Source organism: Streptomyces cucumeris (assembly GCF_024295805.1).
Taxonomy (GTDB): Bacteria; Actinomycetota; Actinomycetes; order Streptomycetales; family Streptomycetaceae; genus Streptomyces; species Streptomyces cucumeris.
In genome coordinates this window covers 67,918-89,018 of the sequence record NZ_JANCLX010000024.1, presented here as the reverse complement: position 1 = coordinate 89,018, position 21,101 = coordinate 67,918, and the positions used below count along the sequence as shown (strand labels likewise).

General features: G+C 72.5%; 17 protein-coding genes. 8 read left to right on the top strand and 9 right to left on the bottom strand.

Features of this window, described 5'->3' with window-relative positions:
• Nucleotides 1-78 precede the first annotated feature (78 nt).
• Both NMK44_RS28965 and NMK44_RS28960 read right to left on the bottom strand, forming a co-directional pair.
• Complete coding sequence (locus NMK44_RS28965) at nt 79-504, bottom strand: YchJ family protein (RefSeq protein ID WP_254748557.1); 426 nt, start codon at nt 502-504, stop codon at nt 79-81.
• Nucleotides 505-578: 74 nt separating this feature from the next.
• A complete protein-coding gene (locus NMK44_RS28960) occupies nt 579-1,838 on the bottom strand; it encodes an alpha/beta hydrolase family protein (protein WP_254748555.1) in 1,260 nt (419 codons plus the stop codon).
• 152 nt (nt 1,839-1,990) lie between these two features.
• On the opposite strand from NMK44_RS28960, the gene NMK44_RS28955 reads away from it, so the two are divergent.
• On the top strand, nt 1,991-2,995 hold the full coding sequence (locus NMK44_RS28955; protein WP_254748553.1) for an ArsR/SmtB family transcription factor: 1,005 nt from the start codon (nt 1,991-1,993) through the stop codon (nt 2,993-2,995).
• Here the strand turns inward: NMK44_RS28955 and NMK44_RS28950 are convergent.
• Entirely contained in the window at nt 2,992-3,618 is a 627-nt protein-coding gene (locus tag NMK44_RS28950) for a DUF4291 domain-containing protein (RefSeq protein ID WP_254748551.1), read from the bottom strand. The two genes, NMK44_RS28955 and NMK44_RS28950, sit on opposite strands and share 4 nt — an antisense overlap.
• A gap of 115 nt (nt 3,619-3,733) precedes the next feature.
• On the opposite strand from NMK44_RS28950, the gene NMK44_RS28945 reads away from it, so the two are divergent.
• On the top strand, nt 3,734-4,462 hold the full coding sequence (locus NMK44_RS28945) for a DUF429 domain-containing protein (protein ID WP_254748549.1): 729 nt from the start codon (nt 3,734-3,736) through the stop codon (nt 4,460-4,462).
• A 141-nt stretch (nt 4,463-4,603) separates the two neighbouring features.
• Here NMK44_RS28945 and NMK44_RS28940 read toward each other — a convergent pair whose 3' ends face one another.
• Nucleotides 4,604-5,833 carry a transglycosylase family protein gene (locus tag NMK44_RS28940; RefSeq protein WP_254748547.1) on the bottom strand — a complete coding sequence of 410 codons (1,230 nt, stop codon included), beginning with the start codon at nt 5,831-5,833 and terminating at the stop codon, nt 4,604-4,606.
• Between the two features lie 1,598 nt (nt 5,834-7,431).
• Between NMK44_RS28940 and NMK44_RS28935 the strand changes: the two genes are divergently transcribed.
• Both NMK44_RS28935 and NMK44_RS28930 read left to right on the top strand, forming a co-directional pair.
• A complete protein-coding gene (locus tag NMK44_RS28935) occupies nt 7,432-8,268 on the top strand; it encodes an MOSC domain-containing protein (protein WP_254748545.1) in 837 nt (278 codons plus the stop codon).
• 158 nt (nt 8,269-8,426) lie between these two features.
• The gene (locus NMK44_RS28930; RefSeq protein ID WP_254748542.1) at nt 8,427-9,587 is read left to right on the top strand and encodes a M20 family metallopeptidase; all 1,161 of its coding nucleotides are present in this window, start codon (nt 8,427-8,429) and stop codon (nt 9,585-9,587) included.
• Nucleotides 9,588-9,632: 45 nt separating this feature from the next.
• Here NMK44_RS28930 and NMK44_RS28925 read toward each other — a convergent pair whose 3' ends face one another.
• Genes NMK44_RS28925 through NMK44_RS28915 form a run of 3 tightly spaced genes read right to left on the bottom strand, consistent with a single transcriptional unit; the run spans nt 9,633 to nt 11,605 of the window.
• Nucleotides 9,633-10,442, bottom strand: a complete 810-nt coding sequence (locus NMK44_RS28925) for an SAM-dependent methyltransferase (RefSeq protein ID WP_254748539.1) — start codon at nt 10,440-10,442, stop codon at nt 9,633-9,635.
• Between the two features lie 60 nt (nt 10,443-10,502).
• Complete coding sequence (locus NMK44_RS28920; RefSeq protein ID WP_254748536.1) at nt 10,503-10,739, bottom strand: DUF397 domain-containing protein; 237 nt, start codon at nt 10,737-10,739, stop codon at nt 10,503-10,505.
• A gap of 5 nt (nt 10,740-10,744) precedes the next feature.
• On the bottom strand, nt 10,745-11,605 hold the full coding sequence (locus tag NMK44_RS28915) for a Sco1979 family transcriptional regulator (RefSeq protein ID WP_254748517.1): 861 nt from the start codon (nt 11,603-11,605) through the stop codon (nt 10,745-10,747).
• A gap of 248 nt (nt 11,606-11,853) precedes the next feature.
• Between NMK44_RS28915 and NMK44_RS28910 the strand changes: the two genes are divergently transcribed.
• Nucleotides 11,854-12,318 (top strand): hypothetical protein, encoded by a 465-nt coding sequence (locus NMK44_RS28910; protein ID WP_254748514.1) that lies wholly within the window; start codon nt 11,854-11,856, stop codon nt 12,316-12,318.
• A 34-nt stretch (nt 12,319-12,352) separates the two neighbouring features.
• On the opposite strand, the gene NMK44_RS28905 is transcribed toward NMK44_RS28910, so the two are convergent.
• The gene (locus NMK44_RS28905) at nt 12,353-14,245 is read right to left on the bottom strand and encodes a pyridoxal phosphate-dependent aminotransferase (RefSeq protein ID WP_308358600.1); all 1,893 of its coding nucleotides are present in this window, start codon (nt 14,243-14,245) and stop codon (nt 12,353-12,355) included.
• Between the two features lie 162 nt (nt 14,246-14,407).
• The gene (locus tag NMK44_RS28900; protein ID WP_254748641.1) at nt 14,408-16,789 is read right to left on the bottom strand and encodes an ATP-binding protein; all 2,382 of its coding nucleotides are present in this window, start codon (nt 16,787-16,789) and stop codon (nt 14,408-14,410) included.
• A 323-nt stretch (nt 16,790-17,112) separates the two neighbouring features.
• Between NMK44_RS28900 and NMK44_RS28895 the strand changes: the two genes are divergently transcribed.
• From NMK44_RS28895 to NMK44_RS28885, 3 genes are all read left to right on the top strand, one after another.
• Nucleotides 17,113-17,304, top strand: a complete 192-nt coding sequence (locus NMK44_RS28895; RefSeq protein WP_254748512.1) for a DUF5999 family protein — start codon at nt 17,113-17,115, stop codon at nt 17,302-17,304.
• Entirely contained in the window at nt 17,304-17,858 is a 555-nt protein-coding gene (locus tag NMK44_RS28890) for an ATP-binding protein (protein WP_254748509.1), read from the top strand. Before NMK44_RS28895 ends, NMK44_RS28890 begins: the two co-directional genes overlap by 1 nt.
• 287 nt (nt 17,859-18,145) lie before the next feature.
• Nucleotides 18,146-21,046: a helix-turn-helix transcriptional regulator gene (locus NMK44_RS28885; RefSeq protein WP_308358599.1), complete on the top strand. Its 2,901-nt coding sequence runs from the start codon at nt 18,146-18,148 to the stop codon at nt 21,044-21,046.
• Nucleotides 21,047-21,101: the final 55 nt, after the last annotated feature.

Sequence of the window (21,101 nt, the reverse complement as noted above, 5' to 3'; positions counted from 1 at the left end):
CCGGGCACCAGAAGGCGTCGGCGACATCCTGGGGAACATCTGTCCGGGCCGGCCGGCGAGGCGGCCGGGGGAGAGGCGTCAGCCGCTGGTCAGGGCGTCGAGATAGACCCAGTCGCCGTCGTGCCGGGAGAACCGGCTGTTCTCGTGCATCTCACCCGCACGGCCGCCTTCGGCGTAGTGCGCGCGGAATTCCACGGTGCCGGTGGAGTGGAAGGCGGTGCCGTCCGTGGTGCCCAGGATCTCCAGACCGGTCCAGCGTGTCCCGGTCTCCAGGACGACCCGGGGCGGCCGGGTGTCGGGGTGCCAACTGCGCAGCAGGTATGCCTCGTCCCCGACGGCGAAGGCGCTGTAGCGCGAGCGCATCAGCTGTTCGGCGGTGGCTGCCCGGGCTTGTCCGCGGTGCAGTCGTCCGCAGCAGTCGTCGTAGGCGGCGGGCAGCCCGCAGGGGCAGGTGGTGGGGGTGGTGCGGCGAGGCGGCCGTGGCGCTCGCTTGCGTCGGGACATGGGTCCATTGTGACGGGTGGGGCCGAGGGGATCGTCCCGGGGAGCGCCGGGCCCCGGGACGTCCCCGCTGTCGGTCAGCGGGCCGACAGGTGCCGGACGAAGAACGCGCGCACCCGTTCGCGTACGGCCGGGACGGAACACTCCGGGTCCATGGTGCCGATCAGCCGGTTCCGGGTTTCGGCGGATATCAGTCCGGCGGCCTGGAGCTGGGGGAGGAGAGCCGCGTAGTCGGTGAACACCCAGTGCGCCGCGTCGTTCAGTTGCGCCTGTGCGATCCGTCCGTGCGAGCGGTCGAGCAGTGGCGACCAGGAGCGTTCCAGCGCCGCCCGCTCGGTGAAGCCGTCGGTCCGCATCAGCAGCAGTGGCCGGTCGGTGCCGTGGCGGGCGATGGGCAGCGGTTCCCCCGGCCGGTCCGGCGCGGTCGGTGCCTCGTCCAGGAAGCCTTCGAGGTTGACCGCGGCGGCCAGACGCCGGTCCTCGTACAGTGCCTCGGCCGCGGTGGTGCCACCGGCGGAATGCCCGTAGACGCCCGTCCGCTCCAGGTCCAGCAGACCGGGCAGTCCCGCGGGGAGGGGGCGGTGGCGTGTGCCGGGGTGGCGGCCCGCGGCCAGTGCCGCCAGCCGGTCCAGGACGAACCGGGTGTCGGCGACGCGGGTGGTGATCGCGGTGTGGAACTGGGGCGGGTTCATCCGGGGGTCTCCCCGGAAGACGGTCGGGCGCAGCAGCGTCCTGCGGTAGGGGGCCGGGCGCGGGAAGGTCACCTCGCTCGCGTCGCCGGGGTGGTCGATCGCGACGACCGCGAAGCCATGGCTCGCCAGGTCCTCGGCGAGTCCGGTGCCCAGGGTGCGGGGGTCGCCGCCACCGGGGCTGTGGAGCAGCACCGGGCACGGGTCGCGCCGCGCGGGCGCGTCGGGGTGGGCGTGGGTCGCGGTGGCGGCCCAGTCCACCCCTGCCGACGGCAGCCCCGGGCGCAGCAGCGGTGCCGTCTTCCGGAACGAGCGGGCGGCGCGCGCCGTCATCTGGGGCGCCACCGGGCCGCCGTGGCCGCGGGCCGGGTACCACACCGTCACCATCAGCTCCCGCACCGGAATGGCCTCGTCCCATGGGTCGCGCCGGGTGTGGTCGACCAGATGCAGGGTGGTGACGCCGATCCGGTGCGGTCCGGTCGGTGCGGGCAGCCGTACGGTCAAACCGCGGCCGTGGCCCGTGCCGCGGGCCCGGGCCGTGCCCGCGGCGCCGGTGAGCAGTGCGGCGGTGGCCAGTGCGGCCGAGGTGGTGACGGTCCGTCGGCTCACCGCGCGGCTCTGGCCGTCGGTGACATCCTTGAACGACATGCTCGCTCCCTCACTGTTCCATCCGGCTGACCCGGTGTGATGCCGGTCCTTGTGGCGCCCGGCGGTGAGCTGAATCCTGTCCGTGAAGGGGAGGGACGGGCGATCCTTGAGGCCCTGGCCTCAAGGCTGGTGCGGCGCCGTCAGGGGGAGTAGTGATCCGGATCCATGGCACGGCCGCCGATGTGGCCCAGGTGCGGTTCGCGCCCCGGCCCGCCCCGTTGCAGGAGCTGAACGTGGCCTTGAGCATGATGTGCCGCGGGGACGGGGAACTGCTCTTCGGCCGGTGGAGGCGGCGGGCGCTGCGTTCTCTCCCGGCGTCCGCCGGGCCGCTGGGCGAGCTGGTCCCGGCGGCGACCGCGCCCAGCTTCCTCGATGTGTTCAGCGACAGTCTCGACGAAGGTCTGGAGACCGTCCGGGCCACACCGCGCGAGCTGGTCCGCTCCGAGCTCGAGCGGGTGTACGCCGCTCATCCGCGCCGCGCCCCCGGGTGGCTGCACGAACTGCACCGTGGCGGGGCCGGGGCCTGGCATCTGCTGCGCCGGGCCCAGCACACGGCGTTCGAAACCCTGGTGCGTCCGGTGTGGCCGCAGGTGCAGGATCTGCACCGGGCGGAGTTCAGCCGTCATGCCCTGACCGTGGCCGAACACGGGGTCGGTACCGCGCTGACGGCCCTCGTCGCCGGCGCACGCTGGTGCGGGAGCGGCTGGGAGATCGACGCATCCGTGGAACGGGACATCACCCTGGCGGGCCGTGGCCTGGTGCTGCTGCCCACCTTCCACTGGACCGGGGGCCCGCTCCTCTCCGATCTGCCCGGCAGCCCGGTGACCCTGACCTACCCGGCCGGGCCGGGTGTTCCGCTGGTGCCCTCCGCGGACGGGGCGGACGGCGACCCGCTGGTCGCGGTGCTCGGCCGCACCCGCGTCGAGATGCTGCTCCTGCTCGCGCAGGAGCACACCACCAGTGGTCTGGCCCGGCGACTGCGGGTCAGCAACGCCACCGTCTCCGCCCACGCCGCCGCGCTGCGCGGCGCGGGCCTGATCACCACGGTCCGCGCCGGCCGTGCCGTGCTGCATCAACGCACTGCCCTGGGCGCCCTGTTGACGCGGCGCGATGGTTCAGGGAACGGGACCCGCGAAGATCCAAACGACACGGCCTAGGCGCGCAGCGGGGCCAGGAGTGCGTCGTCCACCGGGACGGGGCGTTCCTCGGGCAGCAGGGCGGCCGCCGCGTCCAGTTCATCGGCGCGCACCAGCGCGTGGATCTCCCGGGCGAGCGGGGTGACATCGGTGATGGCCACCGTCCACTCGTCCGCGTAGCGGCGGGCCGCCTCGCCGGAGAGCCCGAGCTGGAGGGAGCGGTACGGCAGGGGCCGCAGCCGCAGATCGCGCTCCGGATCCCACTGGACCCGGGACGGCGACCGCCGCAACTGCCGCTGCCAGGACCCCTGATCGGGGTGCAGCCCGCGCACGTAGTGCGACAGACAGGCGTTGCGCAGCGCCCAGGCGAAACCCTCTTGGGTGATCTCGACGGCGAGGACGGTCTCCTGACCCTCCTTCTCACCCCAGCCGCAGCGGTACATCATCCACAGGAACGACGGTTTGATCCAGGTCATCCGGTCGCGCTTCCATGCGGCCGGGAACCGGCCCTCGCGGGCCGCCGGGCGGCCGATGTGTGGTCCGTACGCCTGGTACACGGTGACCGTGGTGGCGGTGTGGAGCGCGCGGATCTCATGGCGGGGCCGGTGTGGTTCCACCGGCTCGTGGTGGTGCGGTTCTTCCATGGGCACCCAGGGTGGCCCGGTCCGCCACCGTCCGGCCAGCGATTTTCGACACGGACGGGTTCGATGTGCCCTGACGGCTATCGGCCCGTGCCCGGCTCGTGGTCGGATACCGCCCATGGGTTCCCGACGCGACGTTCCGCAGACCGTCCCCGGTTCCGGTGCCCCTCCGACCGTGGTGGGGGTGGACGCCTGTCCCACCGGATGGGTGGCGGTGACCCTCCGCGCGGGCGCGTTCGCCGGTGCCGAGACCGCCACCGGACTGGCGGAGGTGCTCTCCCGGGTGCCGGACGCCACCGTGGTGGCCGTGGACATGCCGCTGGGGCTGCTGGAGACCGGTGAGCGGCGGGCGGACACACTGGCCGTCTCCGAGATGGCACCGCACCGGTCCCGGGTCTTCCCGGTGCCCCCGCGCGAGGTCTGGCTGGAGGAGGACTACGCCGCGGCCAACCAGTGCTGCCGACGTATCACCGGGCGCGGGATGAGCCGTCAGACCTGGGGTCTCGCCGTGAAGCTGCGCGAGGCCAACGCTTGCCGCGACGGCGGTGACCACCGTCTGCACGAGGTCCATCCCGAGGTCTCCTTCGCCGCCATGAACGGCTCCCAGCCGGTGGCCTGGAGCAAGAAGAGCTGGAACGGCCAGGCGGTGCGCCGTGGGCTGCTGGTGGCCGAGGGCATCGTCCTGCCCGAGGACCTCGGCCCGGCCGGACGGGTGCCGGCCGACGACCTCCTGGACGCCGCGGCGGCGGCCTGGAGCGCCCATCGCATCGCCCGCCGGACCGCCCGGAGCCTGCCGGATCCGCCCGAGCTGACGGAGGCCGGGCTGCCCGTCGCCATCTGGTGCTGACACCTCCGGGCCCCGGTTGCGCCGTGACGACGGCGGGAGGCCGCCCGAGCCGTGCCTCGGACGGCCTCCCTTCCCACCCCCGGATGTGGCCTCTGGGGCCGCGGCGACCGCGCCGTCACGGGGCGGGCGGATGCGGTCGCATCAGGGGTGGACGCCGTGGGCCCGCAGATAGGCCAGCGGGTCCACATCGGATCCGTAGGCCGGGCCGGTGCGCACCTCGAAGTGCAGATGCGGTCCGGTGGTGTTGCCGGTGTTCCCCGAGCGGGCGATGCGGCGGCCCGCCTCGACGGTCTGTCCGGCGCGTACGCCCACCGCCGACAGGTGCGCGTAGTGGGTGTACAGGCCGCCGGTGTGGCGGATGACCACCTGGTAGCCGAAGGCACCGCCCCATCCGGCGGCCACCACCCGGCCCCCGGCGGCCGCGTGGACGGGGGTGCCGACCGGCACGGCGAAGTCCACGCCGGTGTGGTGTCCGGACGCCCAGCGCCCGCCACGCGTTCCGTACACGGCGCTGACCGGGCCGGTGACCGGGGCCCGGTGGACGCCGGTGGCGGACTTACCGGGGGCCGAGTGGCGTGAGGCGGCCGGTGTGGCGCGCCGCGGTGCGGACCGGTGCGCACGGCCCGGGGCCGAGGGCAGGGCGAGCCGCTGCCCGGGTCGGATCACATCCGGATCCGCGCCGATGGTGGAGCGGTTGGCCCGGTAGAGGGCCCGCCAGCCGCCGTTGACGGAGGACCGCCGTGCGATGCCGGACAGTGTGTCGCCGCGCACCACCGCGTACGACCCGGAGGCCGTGGTCCGTCCGGCCGGATGCTGGGCGCGCGGCTTCTTGGCGTTCTGGCCCGGTGTCTTCCCCGACGATCCCGCCGAACCCTTGCCGGGAGCTCCGGCCGAGGGTTTGTGAGGGGGCGTTGCCGGACGCGCGGCGCGGTGTGGGGACGGTTTGGCGCTCCGCGAGCCGCCGCGGTTCGCCACCGCGGCGGGCGGGCCGGACCGGGTCAGCCGCCCGCGCGCCGAGCACACCGGCCAGGCTCCCGGGCCCTGCGCGGCGAGGACCTTCTCGGCGACGGTGATCTGCTGGCCCTTGGTGGCCAGATCGGCGCGCGGGGCGTAGGCGGTGCCGCCGTAGGCGGCCCAGGTGTGCTGCGCGAACTGCAGCCCGCCGTAGTAGCCGTTGCCCGTGTTGATGCGCCAGTTGCCTCCGCTTTCGCACTTGGCCACCCGGTCCCAGGTGTCGACCGGCGCCGCCGCGGCGACGCCGGTGCCGAGGATCGGCAGGACGATGCCGACGCTGCCCGCGGTGAGCGCGGCGCGCAGCGGGGAGACCCGGCTGTGCGCCGTGGAGCGACGGTGACTTCCTCGTACGGCCATGGGGCTGGTTCCTCTCCACAACGGCTCTCGACTCGCCCTCCGGAGGCCCCGGTGGGCGATATGAGTACCGCAGCCGGGCTCGGGCGGTCACAAGGCGCAGGGGGCCCCATGGATCGTCGTGCGCCGCCGGGTCGCGCCCCCCGTGGGGCTGATGCTCCCTCAGTTGTGCATGAGCGGGCGCGTGGAGGGCCGGGGGCGCACGGACCCGGCCGTGACGGAGGGGACGATGGCGCGGCCGTGCCGGTGATCTCCGCATGGTCAGCGGCCCGGACGTTGATGAAAACGATTTTCGGGCCGAGTGCGTCGGCCCCGCTATTCCACCGCATTCGTTTCCCGGTGATCTGTCACGGATGCCCGGTGGACGGTCGGTGAATTACCCGTGAGTGAACGGTGGTTGGTCCCCGCTTCGGAGTTCGGTGGCTCAATGCGGTCTCCCGGATCGGGCGTTCCCGGGGGACTGGATCTTCCGCGGCGCAATTGCGGCGGTCTCCGGGACAAGATCGGTCACTTGGCGCGCCCGCTCGGACCGGCCCGGCCGTAACCCCCGCCGGGCCGCGGCGGAACCGACCGTTCCTTGCTTCGCCCGGGGCGCGGAAAGCCGGTCCGGTGCGGAGGGAGCGGAGAAGGCCGTGCCGCTGCGGCGGGGGAGAGCGGACAGCGGAGAAGGGGAGTCGATGGGAATGGCGGCGGGAATGGGGGAACGGCCGTGCGGTACGGGGAGAGCGCGGGAGTCCCCGGGAGGGCGGCAGTACTGAGGGTCCGGTGGCGCCGCCGGGCGCGCGGACCGATCCCGGTACGCCAGTGGGGCAGGTGGCCGGGGCCGGGGCTGGGCGCCCTGGGGTGTCGATGCCGGCTGAACGCACCCGTGTCAGCCGAGGATTCCGGACGGGAACTCCTGGCGGGCGGGGCGGGATTGCGGGCCACGGTCCGGGGATCGGCCGTCCGTACGTGGGCCGTCCTGCTCCGGCCGAGGGCGGAGGGGAAGGCGTTCCGGGCTCCTGGCCGTCGTGCGGACCCCAGGTGGGGATAGCGACTTGACGTACCGTTTACCAATTGTCCCGACGGCTTGTCGGCCGTGTGCGAGTCCGTGCCGCCGTGGTGCGGGTGGCGGATCTCCGGAAACGGAGTCCCGGCGCGGTGCCGGAATCTGGCGGAGAATCACGTGGTCCGCGTATAGCGGGAACCACGTCGCCGGTCATACCATTGGTACACCTCCACTTCTCCATCTCCTCCCGGGGACCGCCCGTCGGCGGGGCCCCGAGAATTTCACCTCCGCGTCCCGCGCGATCGGGAGCCGGGCGACAACCGATGCCGCCATTTCCGTACGGCTCCGCCGCTCGCTCCGGGAAACCGTGCACCGGGGGATCACGGCGTCGGGATGCGTAGCGCGTCTACGCCGTATGCCGGTCGTTCTGGATCTGCCACGGTCTGCCTGCCGTCGTACTCGGCGCTACGCCTTTGCCATGGACGCGATCACGGGGGCGCACAGGGCGCCGGAGTGTGCCGTGACACGCCCGCCGGACCCCGGGCGGTGGGCCGTCCGGCGGGCGTGACCAAGGTCATGACGGCCTGGCCGGCGCCACGGGTAAAGTGCCGGTGTGGCCCGAGTCGTTGAGCTGATCACTTACCCCATCAAGGGATGCGCCGGAGTGTCCCTGACCGAGGCGTCGATGGGGGAGGCCGGTCTGCCGTATGACCGCTCCTTCATGGTGACCGACGAGGACGGGGTCTACCGCACCCAGCGCCGCCATCCGGTGCTCGCGCTCATCCACCCCCGGGTGGACGACGACGGTGAGCGGCTCACCCTGACCGCGCCCGGCGCCGGGGAGCTGAGCATCGGCATCGACACGGTGTCGGCCCGGCGCGATGTCGAGCTGTTCGGTTCGCCGTACCAGGGCATCGACCAGGGTGACGAGGTGGCCGCGTGGCTGTCGGACGTACTGGGCGTGGGCTGCCGACTGGTGCGGGTGCCGCCGGAGCACGACCGGGTGGCGGCCGGACTCACCCCCGGCACCTCGGGCTACGCCGACAGCAACGCGGTGCACATCGTCTCCCGGTCCAGCCTGCACGAGCTCAACCGGAGGATCACCGATGAGGGCGGCGAACCGCTGCCGATAACCCGCTTCCGCCCCAATGTGGTGGTCGAGGGATGGACCGGGCCGCACACGGAGGACCGGGTCCGCCGGCTGGCCATCGGTGACGCCGAGCTGGGATTCGCCAAATCGGCCGTCCGCTGTGTGGTCACCACGGTCGATCAGGCCAAGGGGGTCAAGGCGGGTCCGGAACCGCTGCGCACCCTGGCCCGCTACCGCAGGGCTCCCGAAGGCGGAGGCACCCTCTTCGGCACCAACTTCTCCGTGATCCGCACCGGCACCCTCGCCGTCGGGGACGAACTGGACGTGCGGAGCTGGGACGGGCCGCCTCCGGCGGAGTGAGGCGGCCGGGCCCGCCCACCGCCACGCGGTGCACTGCGCGCTGCCCTCCACCGCATCTCGAGTGCGACGGGGCTCCGGCACGGCCGGAACCGGTAGGCGTTCCGTCATGATTCCTCCCATGGCCGATCGCCGCCGCCCCCGCCGGGAAGGACTCCCCGATGACGCCCACCGAGCTTGCCACCGCCGCCCAGCGGGCGCTCCCCGAGATGATCGACGACCTGCGGACCCTGGTGGAGCTGGAGACCCCGAGCACCGACAAGCGGCTGCTGTCCGCGGGACTCGCCGCCCTCAGCGACTGGGTGGACGAACGGCTCGGTGAACCGGACGGGACCGAGCGGCACGACTGCGGGGAGTACGGCGACACACTGGCGGTGACCTATCGCGGCACTGCCCCGGGGACCGTGCTGCTGCTGTGCCACTACGACACGGTCTGGCCCGCCGGGACGCTCGCCGAGTGGCCCTTCGCAGTGGAGGACGGCCGGGCGAGCGGACCGGGCGTGTTCGATATGAAGACCGGTATCGTCCAGGCCGTGTGGAGCGTGCGGCTACTGCGCGAGCTGGCGCTGCCGCACCCCTCGGTGCGGCTGCTGCTCACCGGCGACGAGGAGATCGGCAGCCCCGCCTCCCGTCGCCATATCGAGCGGCTGAGCGAGGACGCCCTGGCCACTCTGGTCTTCGAGGCGTCGCTCGACGGGGCGGTCAAGACCGCGCGCAAGGGCGTCGGTCTGTTCGATGTGACCGCCCGCGGTGTGGAGTCGCACGCGGGGCTGGACCCGTTCGCCGGGGCCAGCGCGATCCACGCCCTGGCCGAGGTCGTCCCGCATATCGCCGCGCTCGGCTCGGCGGAGCGGGGAACCACCGTGAACGTGGGGCTGATCAGCGGCGGCACCGGCCGCAACGTGGTGGCGGCGAGGGCGAGCTGCGGTGTCGACGTACGGATCGCCGACCCCGCCGAGATGGCGCGGATCGACGCCGCGCTACGGTCCCTCAGCCCCTCCGACCCACGGGTGCGGCTGACCGTCACCGGTGAGTGGAACCGGCCGCCGATGGTCCCCGACGAGGGGTCCCGGCGGCTGTACCGGCTGGCCCGCGCCGTCGCGGCCGAGCAGGGCTGGGCCCTGGAGGAGACGGCGGTCGGCGGGGCGAGCGACGGCAACTTCGTGGCCGGGCTCGGGCGGCCGGTCCTCGACGGCCTGGGAGCCCTCGGCTCGGGCGCCCACGCGCGCCACGAGCACACCGTGCTGGCTCCCGTCCCGGTCCGCACCGCGTTCACCGCCGGTCTGCTGAGCGCCCTGGCCGCGGACCCGGGGGCGGCGTAGCGCGGGTGGCCGCCGCCGTACGGAACGGCGGCGGCCGGAGCGTGGCTACCGCTTGCGCGCGAGGCCCGCGTACACGGTGACCTGCTCGCCCGGGGGCAGCAGCGTCTCCTCGGAGGTGTCCGGACGCCAGTCCGAGACCCGGACAAGACCGGAGCCGACCGGTTCGAGCCCTTCGAAGAACCGCGCCACCTCGGTGCGGGAACGCGGTCGCAGCGTGACACCGGACCGCCGGTAGAGCTCGACCACCTCCTCGCCCGCCTTCGGGTCGACGTCCGACGTGGCGTGTGAGAGCACCAGATGGCTGCCGGGCGCGAGCGCCTCCACCAGACGGTGCACCAGTTCGTACGCGCCGTCCTCGTCCCCGATGAAGTGCATCAGTGAGATGAGGGAGAGGGCGATGGGCCGGTCGAAGTCCAGTACCTCACCGGCCTGTTGCACGATCCTCGCCGGTTCGCGCACATCCGCCTCGAGGTAGTGCGTCAGCCCCTGCGGTGTGCTGCGTAGCAGCGCCTCAGCGTGGCACAGCACGATGGGATCGTTGTCCGTGTAGACGATCCGGGCGTCGGGCACGACGGCCTGGGCGATCTGGTGCAGGTTCGGCTCGGTGGGTATGCCGGTGCCGATGTCGAGGTACTGGCGGACGCCCGCGTGGGCGAGCCATTCGGTGGCGCGCCGCATGAAGGCGCGGTTGGTCCGGGCGGAGGTGGTGACCGTGGGGTCGATGGCGAGCATCCGCTTCGCCAGTTCCTCGTCCACGGGATAGTTGTTCTTGCCGCCCAGGATGTAGTCGTAGACACGGGCGGGGTGTGGTCTGCTGGTGTCGATCCGGCTGGGCCCTGGATCCAGGTCCGGCATGCTGCGCTCCATGGGGGTCGGCGCGATCTGCGGAGGTGTACGGGTTGACGGGGCGCGGGTTCAGGAGACGAGGAAGTCGGCCTCGCCGGCCTTGGCACCCTGGATGAAGGCCACGATCTCACTGTGGGTGTAGATCAGAGCGGGTCCGTCCGGATCGGTGGACTGGCGCAGCGCCACGCGCCCGTCGTCCAGCTTCAGGGCCTCGACGCAGTTTCCGCCGTTGCCACCGCTCCACGGTTTCTGCCAGCCCTCGCTGCCGAGGTCGGACGCGCGCATGCCGTTGTAGATGCGATCCATCCAGTTCAGAGCTCCTCGCGGAAATCCATCAGGATCTCCTTTGTGCGTCGTGCGGTTGCCGCCTGTGCGGCCATGCGGTCCATGGCCTCCAGATGGGCGGCCACCTCGATACGTTCATCGAGGTAGACGGCGCCGGTCAGGTACTCGACGTACACCATGTCCGGCAGTTCGGGGACAGCGAAGCGGAAGAGGACGAAGGGGCCGTAGGTGCCCGGGTGGTGGCCGGAGGCGAACTCCGTGATCTGGAGTGTGATGCGCGGCTGCTCGGTGGCTTCCAGCAGCCGGTCGACCTGGCGGCGCATCACCGCGGCGGAGCCGACCGGGCGGCGCAGCACCGTCTCGTCCATCACCACCCACAGCCGGGGCGCGTCCGGGCGGGCGAGCAGTGTCTGACGCTCCATCCGCAGCGCCACATGGCGCTCGGCGTCCCCCGGCGCCGCCCGGCCGATGGCGCCGGTCTGCATCACGGCGCGCGCGTACTCCTCGGTCTGGAGCAGTCCGGGGACGAAATGGGGCTCGTAGGCCCGGATCATCTCGGCCGACCCCTCCAGGCTCACATGCACGCTGAACCAGTCCGGGAGGATGTCATGGAACCGCTGCCACCAGCCGGGCCGGTTGGCCTCCTCGGTCAGGGTGATGAACGCCTCGAGCTCAGCGCCCCGGATCCCGTAGGCGTCCAACAGCAGTTGTACGTAGGGAACCTTCAGCGCGACCTCGGCGGTCTCCATCCGGCGGACGGTGGCGGGCGCGACCCGCAGCACCCTGGCCGCCTGTTCACGCTTGAGCCCGGCCTTCTCCCGCAGGTCCTGCAACCGCCTGCCGAGAACGACGTGGCCCACGGTCGGGGCCGACCGCGGTTCGCTCACCAGATACCTCCCCTGACCTCCCCCTTGCTGATGTTCGCAGTGTGCCATGCTCAGTACGGCGCAGACACACTGCACTTGCGACTCTGCACATTCCAGAGTGCCCCTTGCCAAGTGTGAGGGGCGGTGCGCATAGTGGCGTCATGATCCCGTTAGCGCAGCCGTGGCCGGGCCCTGCCCCGGACCGCGGCCGTGACGCCGCCGCACTCCGCGCAGGCGCAAGCGGCCCGACCTTTGCGATGTGCCCGTAGATGACTCACGCCTTCGCCGGTGCGCTGCCCGGCCTCGTCCGCGGCCGGTTCCGGCAGCGTGGATCCCGCCCGGAGCCGGGAGGCCGCCGCCGGCTGGCGCTGCCACCGGCGTTGCGGACGGGCCGCGACTACGACGCCGTCGGACTGGTCGAGAGCGACGGGCGCCGGGTGATGGATCTGCTGCCCCGGGCGGGATGTGTGCTCGCCCACGGCGGCCGCTGGTGGTGGATCGTGCCCCCGCAGTCGGATGTCGGGGTGGCGTGGCCGCCGATCGCGCTGTACGCGGTCGGCGGCATGGTGTCCGCTGCGGCCGAGGGCCGGTCCGGCGCCGCGGACGAGGATCCCCGGGTGGTGCACTCGCCGGACGACCGCGAGCCGTACACCCACCCGCTGTTGCTGCACATCGCGGTCTGCGCGGTGGCCGGGGTCGCCCCGGCCTGGCCGCGCGAGGACCGGCGGCCGTAGGCCCTCCACGAAGACCGGCAGGACAGGACCTGGCTCAGCCCGAGGTGTCGTCGGTCCGGAGGTAGGCGGCCGGGCGCGGGTAGCGCTGGAGGGCCGGGGTGGTCCCGTCGGGGTCGTCGTCCACCACGGGCCGGGCGGTGGCCCTGAGTTCCGCGGGGTCGTACGAGATGGCCTGGGTCCGCTCCACCGCGGACTCCTGCGCGGCGGTGTCCGGCTGCCCGTAGACCGGGATCTGGTCGATGGTGGTGTCCTCCCGGGAGTCCTGGGCCGCGTAGGCCGCGGCCGGTGTCCGGGTCTGCGCCGGGGGCATCATCGAGGTCTGGGCCAGCGCGCTCGCGAGCTGCCCGGTCTGGTCCTGGACGCCCTGCTGCTGGGGTGCCGGAGCCTGCTGGCCGACCTGGGCCAGCTGCTCGGCCTGCAACTGCGCCTGGAGCTGGGCGAGCTGGCTGCGCGCGGACGTCATCGGGGGTGCCGGTGTCTGTGCCATCGCCGCCGGGTACGGGGCCATCTGCACCGGGGGCGTGGCGACATAGGCGGGGGACAACTCCGCCATGGGCTGCTGCTGTACCGCGTAGCCCGCGGCGCCCATGCCGTAATCGCCCTGCGGGTAGCCGGTCGCCGCCCCGCCGCCCATCGGCAGGGCGGCGGCCGCGGGGTACATCTGCTGCTCGGGCATCACCGGTGCGCCGTAAAGCTGCGGGGTCTGCTGGTAGAGGTAGTCGAACTGCGCCTGCGGTGCGGGGTTGAGCGGGGCCTGCTGCTCCCAGCCGACCTGGGGTGCGTAGAAGGACGTCCCGTACATCACGGTGCTCAGCCCGGTCAGCAGCCGCTGCACATCCGGCTGGGAGCGCACCACCAGCCGCATGAACTGGCTGCTGCTGCCCAGCTTGTTGCCGCATTCGCGGACCAGCACCCCGTGCTGGGAGAGCAGTTGGTCCCGGACCCAGGTGCCGTCCAGTCCGGCGGGGAGTTTGACGAAGACGAAGTTGCCCTGCGAGGGGTAGACCGTCACTCCGGGCAGCCCGGCAAGCTGTGTGGTCATCTGCTGCCGGTCCAGGCTGATCATGCGCAGGCTGTCCATGTACTCCTGCCGGTACCGCTTCAGCATGAAGACGAGTACCTCGGCGAAGGAGTTGAGGTTCCACTTCGGCAGCCGGGACCGGATCTGCACCGCGAGCGCCGGGTTGGCCACCAGATAGCCGAACCGGACGCCGTGCAGTCCGAAGTTCTTGCCGAGGCTGCGCAGCACGATCACATTGGGCCGCAGCACGGCCTCGTCCACGACGCTCGGATACGCCTCGGTGTCCGCGAATTCCAGGAAGGACTCGTCGATCACGATCAGGTCGAGGTCGGCGAGCGCGTCCATCATGCCGATCACGGCCTGCCGGGACAGCAGTCCGCCGTCGGGGTTGTTGGGGTTGCAGATGACGGCCACCCGCGAGCCCCGGGAGCGTACGAAGGAGACGAACGCCGACGGGTCGAGCGCGAAGCCGTTCATCTCCGGCAGCTGGAACATGTCCACCCGCTTGCCGGTCTCCATCGGCTGGTCGGTCCACCGGCCGAAGGTGGGGATCGGCACCGCCAGGCTCTCCTTGACCAGCAGGTGGTCGATCCAGGTGATGAGCTCGGTCGAGCCGTTGCCCATCGCCATGGTCTGCGGCTGGAGCCCCAGTACGTCGGCCAGTTCGGCGGTGATGGTCTCCGCGGAGCTGGGGTAGTACGTGAGGATGTCGCGCAGCCGGACCGCCATCACCGCGAACATCGCGGGGGTGGGGAAGTACGGGTTGCAGGGGATGCAGAAGTCCACGAGCTCCTGTCCGCCGCCCGTCACCCCGGCGCGGTTGAGCGCGAAGTACGACGGGCTGTGGGCGGTGCCGCGGAACAGCTCCGCGGCATCGCCGGTATGGCCGACTGGGGCAACAGTCACGTCGGGACCTCCTCGGTCGCGTCGGTCGTGCTGACACGACCGTTGCGGCTCGTCCCTCGAGCCTGACGCATGATCCCTCGAACGCGGGCCAGGTAACGATTTTCGTGTCGTCTGTGAAGAAACTGAGGACAAGGGAACCTGAGTCGAATAAAATTCCGCCCCCTACGGCGCAGGGGTGGAGTCGGACGGGGATTCCCCGTCGGTGGGCGTGGCCCGGCCCTGTTCCGCTACCCACACCGCCACCTGCGCACGCGAGGTGAAACCGAGTTTGCTCAGAATGTGCTCAATATGGCCCTCGGCGGTGCGCTGGGCGATCACCAGGGAGGCGGCGATCTCCTTGTTGCTCAGCCCCTGGGCGACCAGTCGCGCGATCTCGGACTCCCGGCGCGTCAGGGGAGACGGCCGTTCGGCCACCGCCGGTTCCGCCGTGGGGAGTTCGTCTTCCAGGGCGTAGACCAGCCCCTCGTCGTAGGAGAGCCGGGAGCCCTCCTTCACCGCCGCGTTGAAGGCCGGTTTCCCCAACGCACGGCTCACCGCGGCCTCGCACTCCTCGTGGTAGTGGACGAGGTGTCCGTAGCCGGACAGTGAGGCGCCCACCGCCCGCCAGACGGTGCGGACCACACCCAGCAGCCGGGCCGACCGCGCGAAGTCCCCTTCGGTGGCCGCGATCCAGGCCAGTACCTCGAGGTTGACCCCGACCCCCAGCGGATCGTCCAGCGAGCGGTTGAACGTGAGGCTCTCCCGCTCCAGCGCGGTGGCGCGCCCGGTGTCGCCCTGCCGCCACACCTCGACCCCCAGCGCCATCATCGTGTAGGCACGGTGCCAGCCCTCGCCGTAGGCGTCGCACACCGCCAGTGACTCCTCGCCCAGCGCGACGGCGCGCGGTGAGTCCCCGATGAACGAGTGGGCCAGTGAGAGCCGGATGAGCGCCAGGGCCAGACCCACCGGGTCACCGGTGGCGCGGTGGCGGCTGACCGCCTCCTCGTAGAGCGCGATGGCGGCGTCGGCGTCGCCCCGGTACATCGCGACCATGCCCGAGTAGAGCGCGGTGTAGGCGAGGACCGGCTCCAGGTCCAGCCGTTCGCCGATCTCCCGGCTCTCCCCGAGCAGGGCGGAGGCGCCGTCGGTGTCGGACTGGATGATGGCCAGCCAGCTGTTGGTCCACAGTGCCCGGGCCCGGACCTCGTTCGGTTCGGGGCAGGCGGTGAGTCCGTCGTCCAGCCAGCGGCGCCCCTCGCTGAGGTAGTAGCTGGTGATCCAGTGGTAGAGCAGATCGGCCGCGATCCCCAGACCGCAGCTGGTCTCCGCCGGATCCTCGTAGCAGAACTCCAGCGCGGTGCGCAGATTGGCGTGTTCGAGCTGGAGCCGGGTGAACCACGGGACCTGCGCGGGGCCGAACAGCGCGGCGCGCGCGTCCGCCGCCAGCTGCCGGTAGTAGTCGCGGTGGCAGCGCAGCCGGGCGGTCTCCTCACCGGCCGCCGCCAGCCGCTCCCGGCCATAGGCGCGCAGTGTGTCCAGCATCCGGTAGCGCACCGCCGCGCCGTGTTCCTCGCGCAGCAGCACCGACTTGTCCACCAGCTCGGTCACCAGGTCGAGGATCTCCTCGCGGACCAGGCCGTCGCCGGAGCAGACCGCCTCGGCCGCCTCCAGGTCCAGGCTCCCGGCGAAGACCGAGACCCGGGCCCACAAGAGCTGCTCGCGCTCGGTGCACAGGTCATAGCTCCAGTCGATCAGTGCGCGCAGCGTCTGGTGGCGGGGGAGGACCGCCCGGGAGCCGGTGGTCAGCAGCCGGAACCGGTCGTCGAGCCGGTCCAGCAACTGGTGGACGGACAGGGCGCGCAGCCGGACGACGGCCAGTTCGATGCCGAGCGGAATGCCGTCCAGCCGTCGGCAGATCCCCTCCACCGCGTCCCGGTTGGTCTCGGTGACGGTGAACCCGGGCAGGACCGCGCGGGCCCGCTCGGTGAACAGCCGTACCGCGTCGCACTGCGCGAACGCCCCGGTGGACAGCCGTGGCCCGGTGGGGTCGGGCAGCGTCAGGGTGGGAACGGCCAGTGTCTGCTCGCTGCCGATGCCCAGTACCTGGCGGCTGGTGGCCAGCACCCGCAGCCGGGGGGCCTCGCGCAGCAGCCGGTCGGTGAGCAGTGCGCAGGCGTGCAGCAGGTGCTCGCAGTTGTCCAGGACGAGCAGGATCTGCCTCTCCCGCAGATGATCGATCAGTACGTCCATCGGCGGGCGGGAGGAGTGGTCGCGGATCTCCAGGGCCTCGGTGAGGCTCTGGGCGAGCAGCGCGGGGTGGTCCAGTTCTGCGAGTTCGGCGAGCCAGACGCCGTCGGGGAAGGCTCGTCTGGCCTCCTCGGCGACCCGCAGGGCCAGCCGCGTCTTGCCGACACCGCCGACACCGGTGAGGGTCACCAGCCGGGACGCGGACAGCATCCGTTTGACCTCGGCCGCCTCGTGCCGACGCCCCACGAAACTCGTCACCTCCGACGGCAGCCTGCCGGTCTGCCGTCCGGTCGAGATGTCCGTTGCCACCGCGCCCATCGATGCCTCGAACCAGCCTCGGGTGGGCGGGACCCCGCCCACGCGGACCGAGCCGATACCACCAGGCTATGCCTGGGCGGGGGCCGTCGCATGCCCCCCGGGACGTACCCGCGCCCCTCCGTCACCGGTCCGGCGCGGACGGTGTGCGGGTGGCGTACCCGGGGTGAGCGAGGGTGGCCGGGTGTGACCTCCCCGGGGGTCCGGGGGTGGTATCGGGTACCGATGCGGGGATATCTCCCCTCGCCGCGTCCCTCCGCGGCGGACCATGCTGGACGCCTCGGAAGAGTTCCGCCGACCGTCGGCGGAAGAGCGAAGGTTCAGCCATGTGCCTCCATCAGCCCCCTTGTCCCGCCGCGGACGCGCCCGACCATGATTCCGCGCGTCTGGTGGCCTGCCATCCCGAGCAGGGCTGGAGCCTGCTCTGCAACGGAGTGGTGATCTTCGCGGACACCGGCGAACTGCTCCCCGACGGGCGTGTCGTCCCCGCCCCCCGGGCCTGCCCCGACCCATCGTGATGAACGTCCCCACCCTCACCATCGCCCCGCCCGCGCCCCTGAGCACGGCCCGTCGGCCGGTCCGGAACGCCCCGGCCACCAGCGGTGGGACCTCGTGGCTGCTGCCGTCCGAACCCGCCTCGGTGCCCCGGGCCCGCCGCCTCACGGTCGCGCAGCTGGCCGCCTGGGCCCTCCACGACCACATCGATGACGCCGAACTGCTGGTGAGCGAGCTGGTCACCAATGCCGTACGGCACGCCTGCGGCCCCATCCGGCTGACCTTCTCCCTCCGCGCGGCGGACCGCGCCCTGCGCTGCGAGGTCGCGGACGAGGACTGCGGAATCCCCCGGCTGTGCCGGGCGGGCGAACAGGACGAGGGCGGGCGCGGGATCCATCTGCTGGAACTGCTCTCCCGCTGCTGGGGCAGTACCGCGACGGCGGTGGGCAAGGTGGTCTGGTTCGAGCTCCACGCCCTGACCCCGATCGGGCCGGGACCGGTCGCCCCCGGTCCGTTCCGGGGTGACGCGCGCCCATGTGACCTCGTGAGCCCCCACGTGACCTCGAAAGAAATGTGACTCGATCAGATCCGTGACCCGACGAAAGGAGACGCCATAGAGAACTCCACGCCTCGTACCCACACGGTGAAACCGCATGGCCCGGGGAGCGGAACGGTGTAAGCCCTCACGGCACCGGCCGTCCCCGGGCCTCTTCGCGCCCGGCGCCGGGCTTTCGGGAGCCTTTGCGCAGGTCATTGATCGTCGTCATACGGTTCATGTAGCCTGACGATCGCACCGAGTAGCGTAGTTTTCGTATTTTTTGCAGTTTGTGCAGTGAGCAGTGTGTGGGGCCGAGGGGGGCTGCCGTGGTGGACGAGCGGACCACGGCCTCCGGTGCCACGCTCGTCGGCCGCAGCGGGGAACTCGCAGCGCTCACCGGCCACGCCGAGTCCGCCATCGCCGGACACTCCGGACTGGTGCTGCTGACCGGACCGGCCGGGATCGGCAAGACCAGTCTGGTGCGCGCCTTCCTCGAGAGCGATGCCTGCCGCAGGATGACCGTGCTCTACGGCACCTGCCGCGAGGTCGCCGCGGGCACCGGCTACGGCGGGGTCCGCGCCCTCTTCGCCGCCCTGGGGCTCACCGACGGGAACGCCGGGCACTCCCCGCTGCTGCGCGGCAGCGCCGCCCGCGCCCTCCCCGCCCTCACCCCCGAACCCGGCCCCGACGAACCGTGCGCGACGGCCGCCGCCTATCCGGTGCTGCACGGCCTGTACTGGCTCGCCGCCAATCTGATGGGCCGGGGCCCGCTGGCGCTCGTCCTGGACGATGCGCATTGGTGCGATGAGCGCTCGCTGCGCTGGATCGACTTCCTGCTGCGGCGCGCCGACCACCTCCCGCTGCTGGTGGTGCTCGCCCAGCGCACCGGGGCCGAGCCCGCCGTGCCCGGCGCACTGGCCGATATTCTCGGCCAGCCCCGTACCTCGGTGCTCCGTCTCGATCCGTTGACCGACACGGACGTGGGCGAGATGGCGCGGCTGGTCTTCCCCACCCCCGTCGCGCCCGCCTTCGCCGAACGCGCCGCGGCGGTCTGCGGCGGCAATCCGCTCACCGTGGCCCGTCTGCTGCGCGAGCTGCGCGCCAAGGGCGTGGCGCCGGATGAACGCGGTATCCAGGAGATCGCCGAGGTCGGCCAGTGCGTCGTCGCGCTGTCGGTGCGCGCCCTGTTCGACCACCGGCCCGGCTGGGTCCGGGATGTGGCCACCGCGATCGCCGTGCTCGGGGAGGAGGACGCCGGGCATATCGGCGCGCTCGCCGGAGTACCCGCCGCCCGGGTCGCCGAGGCCGTGGCGCTGCTGCGCGACGCCGAGGTGATGGCGCCCGACCGCCAGGACCTGGCGCATGACGTGGTGCGTTCGGCGGTGCTCGAGACCGCCGGTGCCCCGGCCCTGGCCACCCTGCGCGCCCGGGCCGCCCTGCTGCTGAGCGATATCGGCCGGCCCGCCGAGGAAGTGGCCAACCAGGTGCTGCTGGTCCCCGGTACCCCCGAGCCGTGGATGCGCGTGGTGCTGCGCGAGGCCGCCGCCCAGGCCGAGCACCGGGGCGCCCCCGAGGCCACCGCCCGCTATCTGTACCGCGTCCTGGAGGCCGAGCGGGACAGTGTCCCGGTCCGGGTGCAGCTCGCGCGGGCGCTGGCCGAGATCAACCCGGTGGAAGCGGTCCGGCTGCTGGAGCACGCGCTGTCGCTGACCTCCGACGTCCGCGCCAAGGCGCCCATCGCTGTGCAGTACGGCATGACCTGTCTGCCCGTACAGCGTTCGCGCAGCGCGGTCCGGGTGCTCACCGAGGTGCTTGACGCGCTCGAGGCAGGGACGGGCCCCGAACCCGATCCGGCCGACGCCGAGTTGCTGACCCTCGTCCGCTCCGCGCTGCTGATCACCGGCTCCGACGAGAAGGCGACCATCGACGCGGTCCGCGAGCGGTTCGCCCGGATGCCCGAGCCGCCCGGGGACACCCCCGCACAGCGCCAGATCCTCGCGGTAATGACGCTGCACTCGGCGCTGGGCGGCGGGTCCGCCGAGCGGACGGTGTGCCGGGCCCGGCACACCCTGAGCGCCTCGGGGGTGGCGGTCGACAACTGGTCGCTGCTGCTGTCCTCGGTCAGCCTGAGCCTGGCCGACGAGACCGAGGGCGCGCTGGAGGCGCTGGACCGCTCGCTGCGGCTCAGCCAGGAGAACGCCGCGGTGTGGTCGTATGTGATGGCCCTGTCCAGCCGTGCCCTGGTGCTGCACGGGATCGGTGCGATGGCCGACGCGCTCGCCGACGCCCAGACCTCCCTGGAGATCATCGGTGAGGAGCGGTGGGTCTCCAACGTGACCATGCCGCAGACCGCGCTGGCCACCGTCCTGATCGACCGTGGTGAACCCGAGCGCGCCGAGGAGCTGCTGGGGCGGGTCACCCGGCCGAACATCGACGGGTTCGCCATGGAGTACCACTGGTATCTGATGGCCCGCGCACGGGCCCGGTGGGCGCTGGGCGACGGTGACACCGCGCTGCGGCTGCTGCTGGACTGCGGTGCCTCGCTGGCCGAGGCCGGGCTCGCCAACCCCGTCTTCGTCCCCTGGTGGGTCGAGGCGGCCTGTGTCAGCGCCGCGGGGAAGGACCCCGACCGGATGCGGGACGCCGTCGACCACGGCACCGAACTGGCCCGGCGCTGGAACACCCCGCGGGCGCTCGGACTCGCCGCGCTCGCCCGGGGAGTGATCACCTCCGGCGCGGCCGGTGTCGAGCTGCTCACCGAGGCCGTCGACCGGCTGTCCGCCTCACCCGCCCGCGCCGAGTACGCCCGCGCGGAACTGCTGCTCGGCGGAGCGCTGCTGGAGCACGGCGATCCGCGCGGCGCGCGGGAGCATCTGCGGACCGCGGCCGATCTGGCCCAGAGCTGCGGGGCGCTGGCGCTCGCCCGGGACGCCCGGCGGCGGCTGGTCGCCGCGGGCGGACGGATGCGCGAGATCACCGCCTCGCCGGCGGATCTGCTCACCGGCACCGAGCGCACGGTCGCCGGGCTGGCCGCGCGCGGTGCGGGCAACCGGGAGATCGCCGAGTCGCTGTTCGTCACGGTGCGCACCGTGGAGACCCATCTCACCAGTGTCTACCGCAAGTTGGGGGTCGGCCAGCGCACCGAGCTGGCCTCGGTGCTGCACACCCCGAGCGTTCCCGACCCCCGGGCACCGGCCTGGGTCTCCGCCTCGCGCGGGCGATACTGACCACAACGTGACAGCACCGCCCGGCTCCCCGGCGATGCGCCGGACATATAGTCAC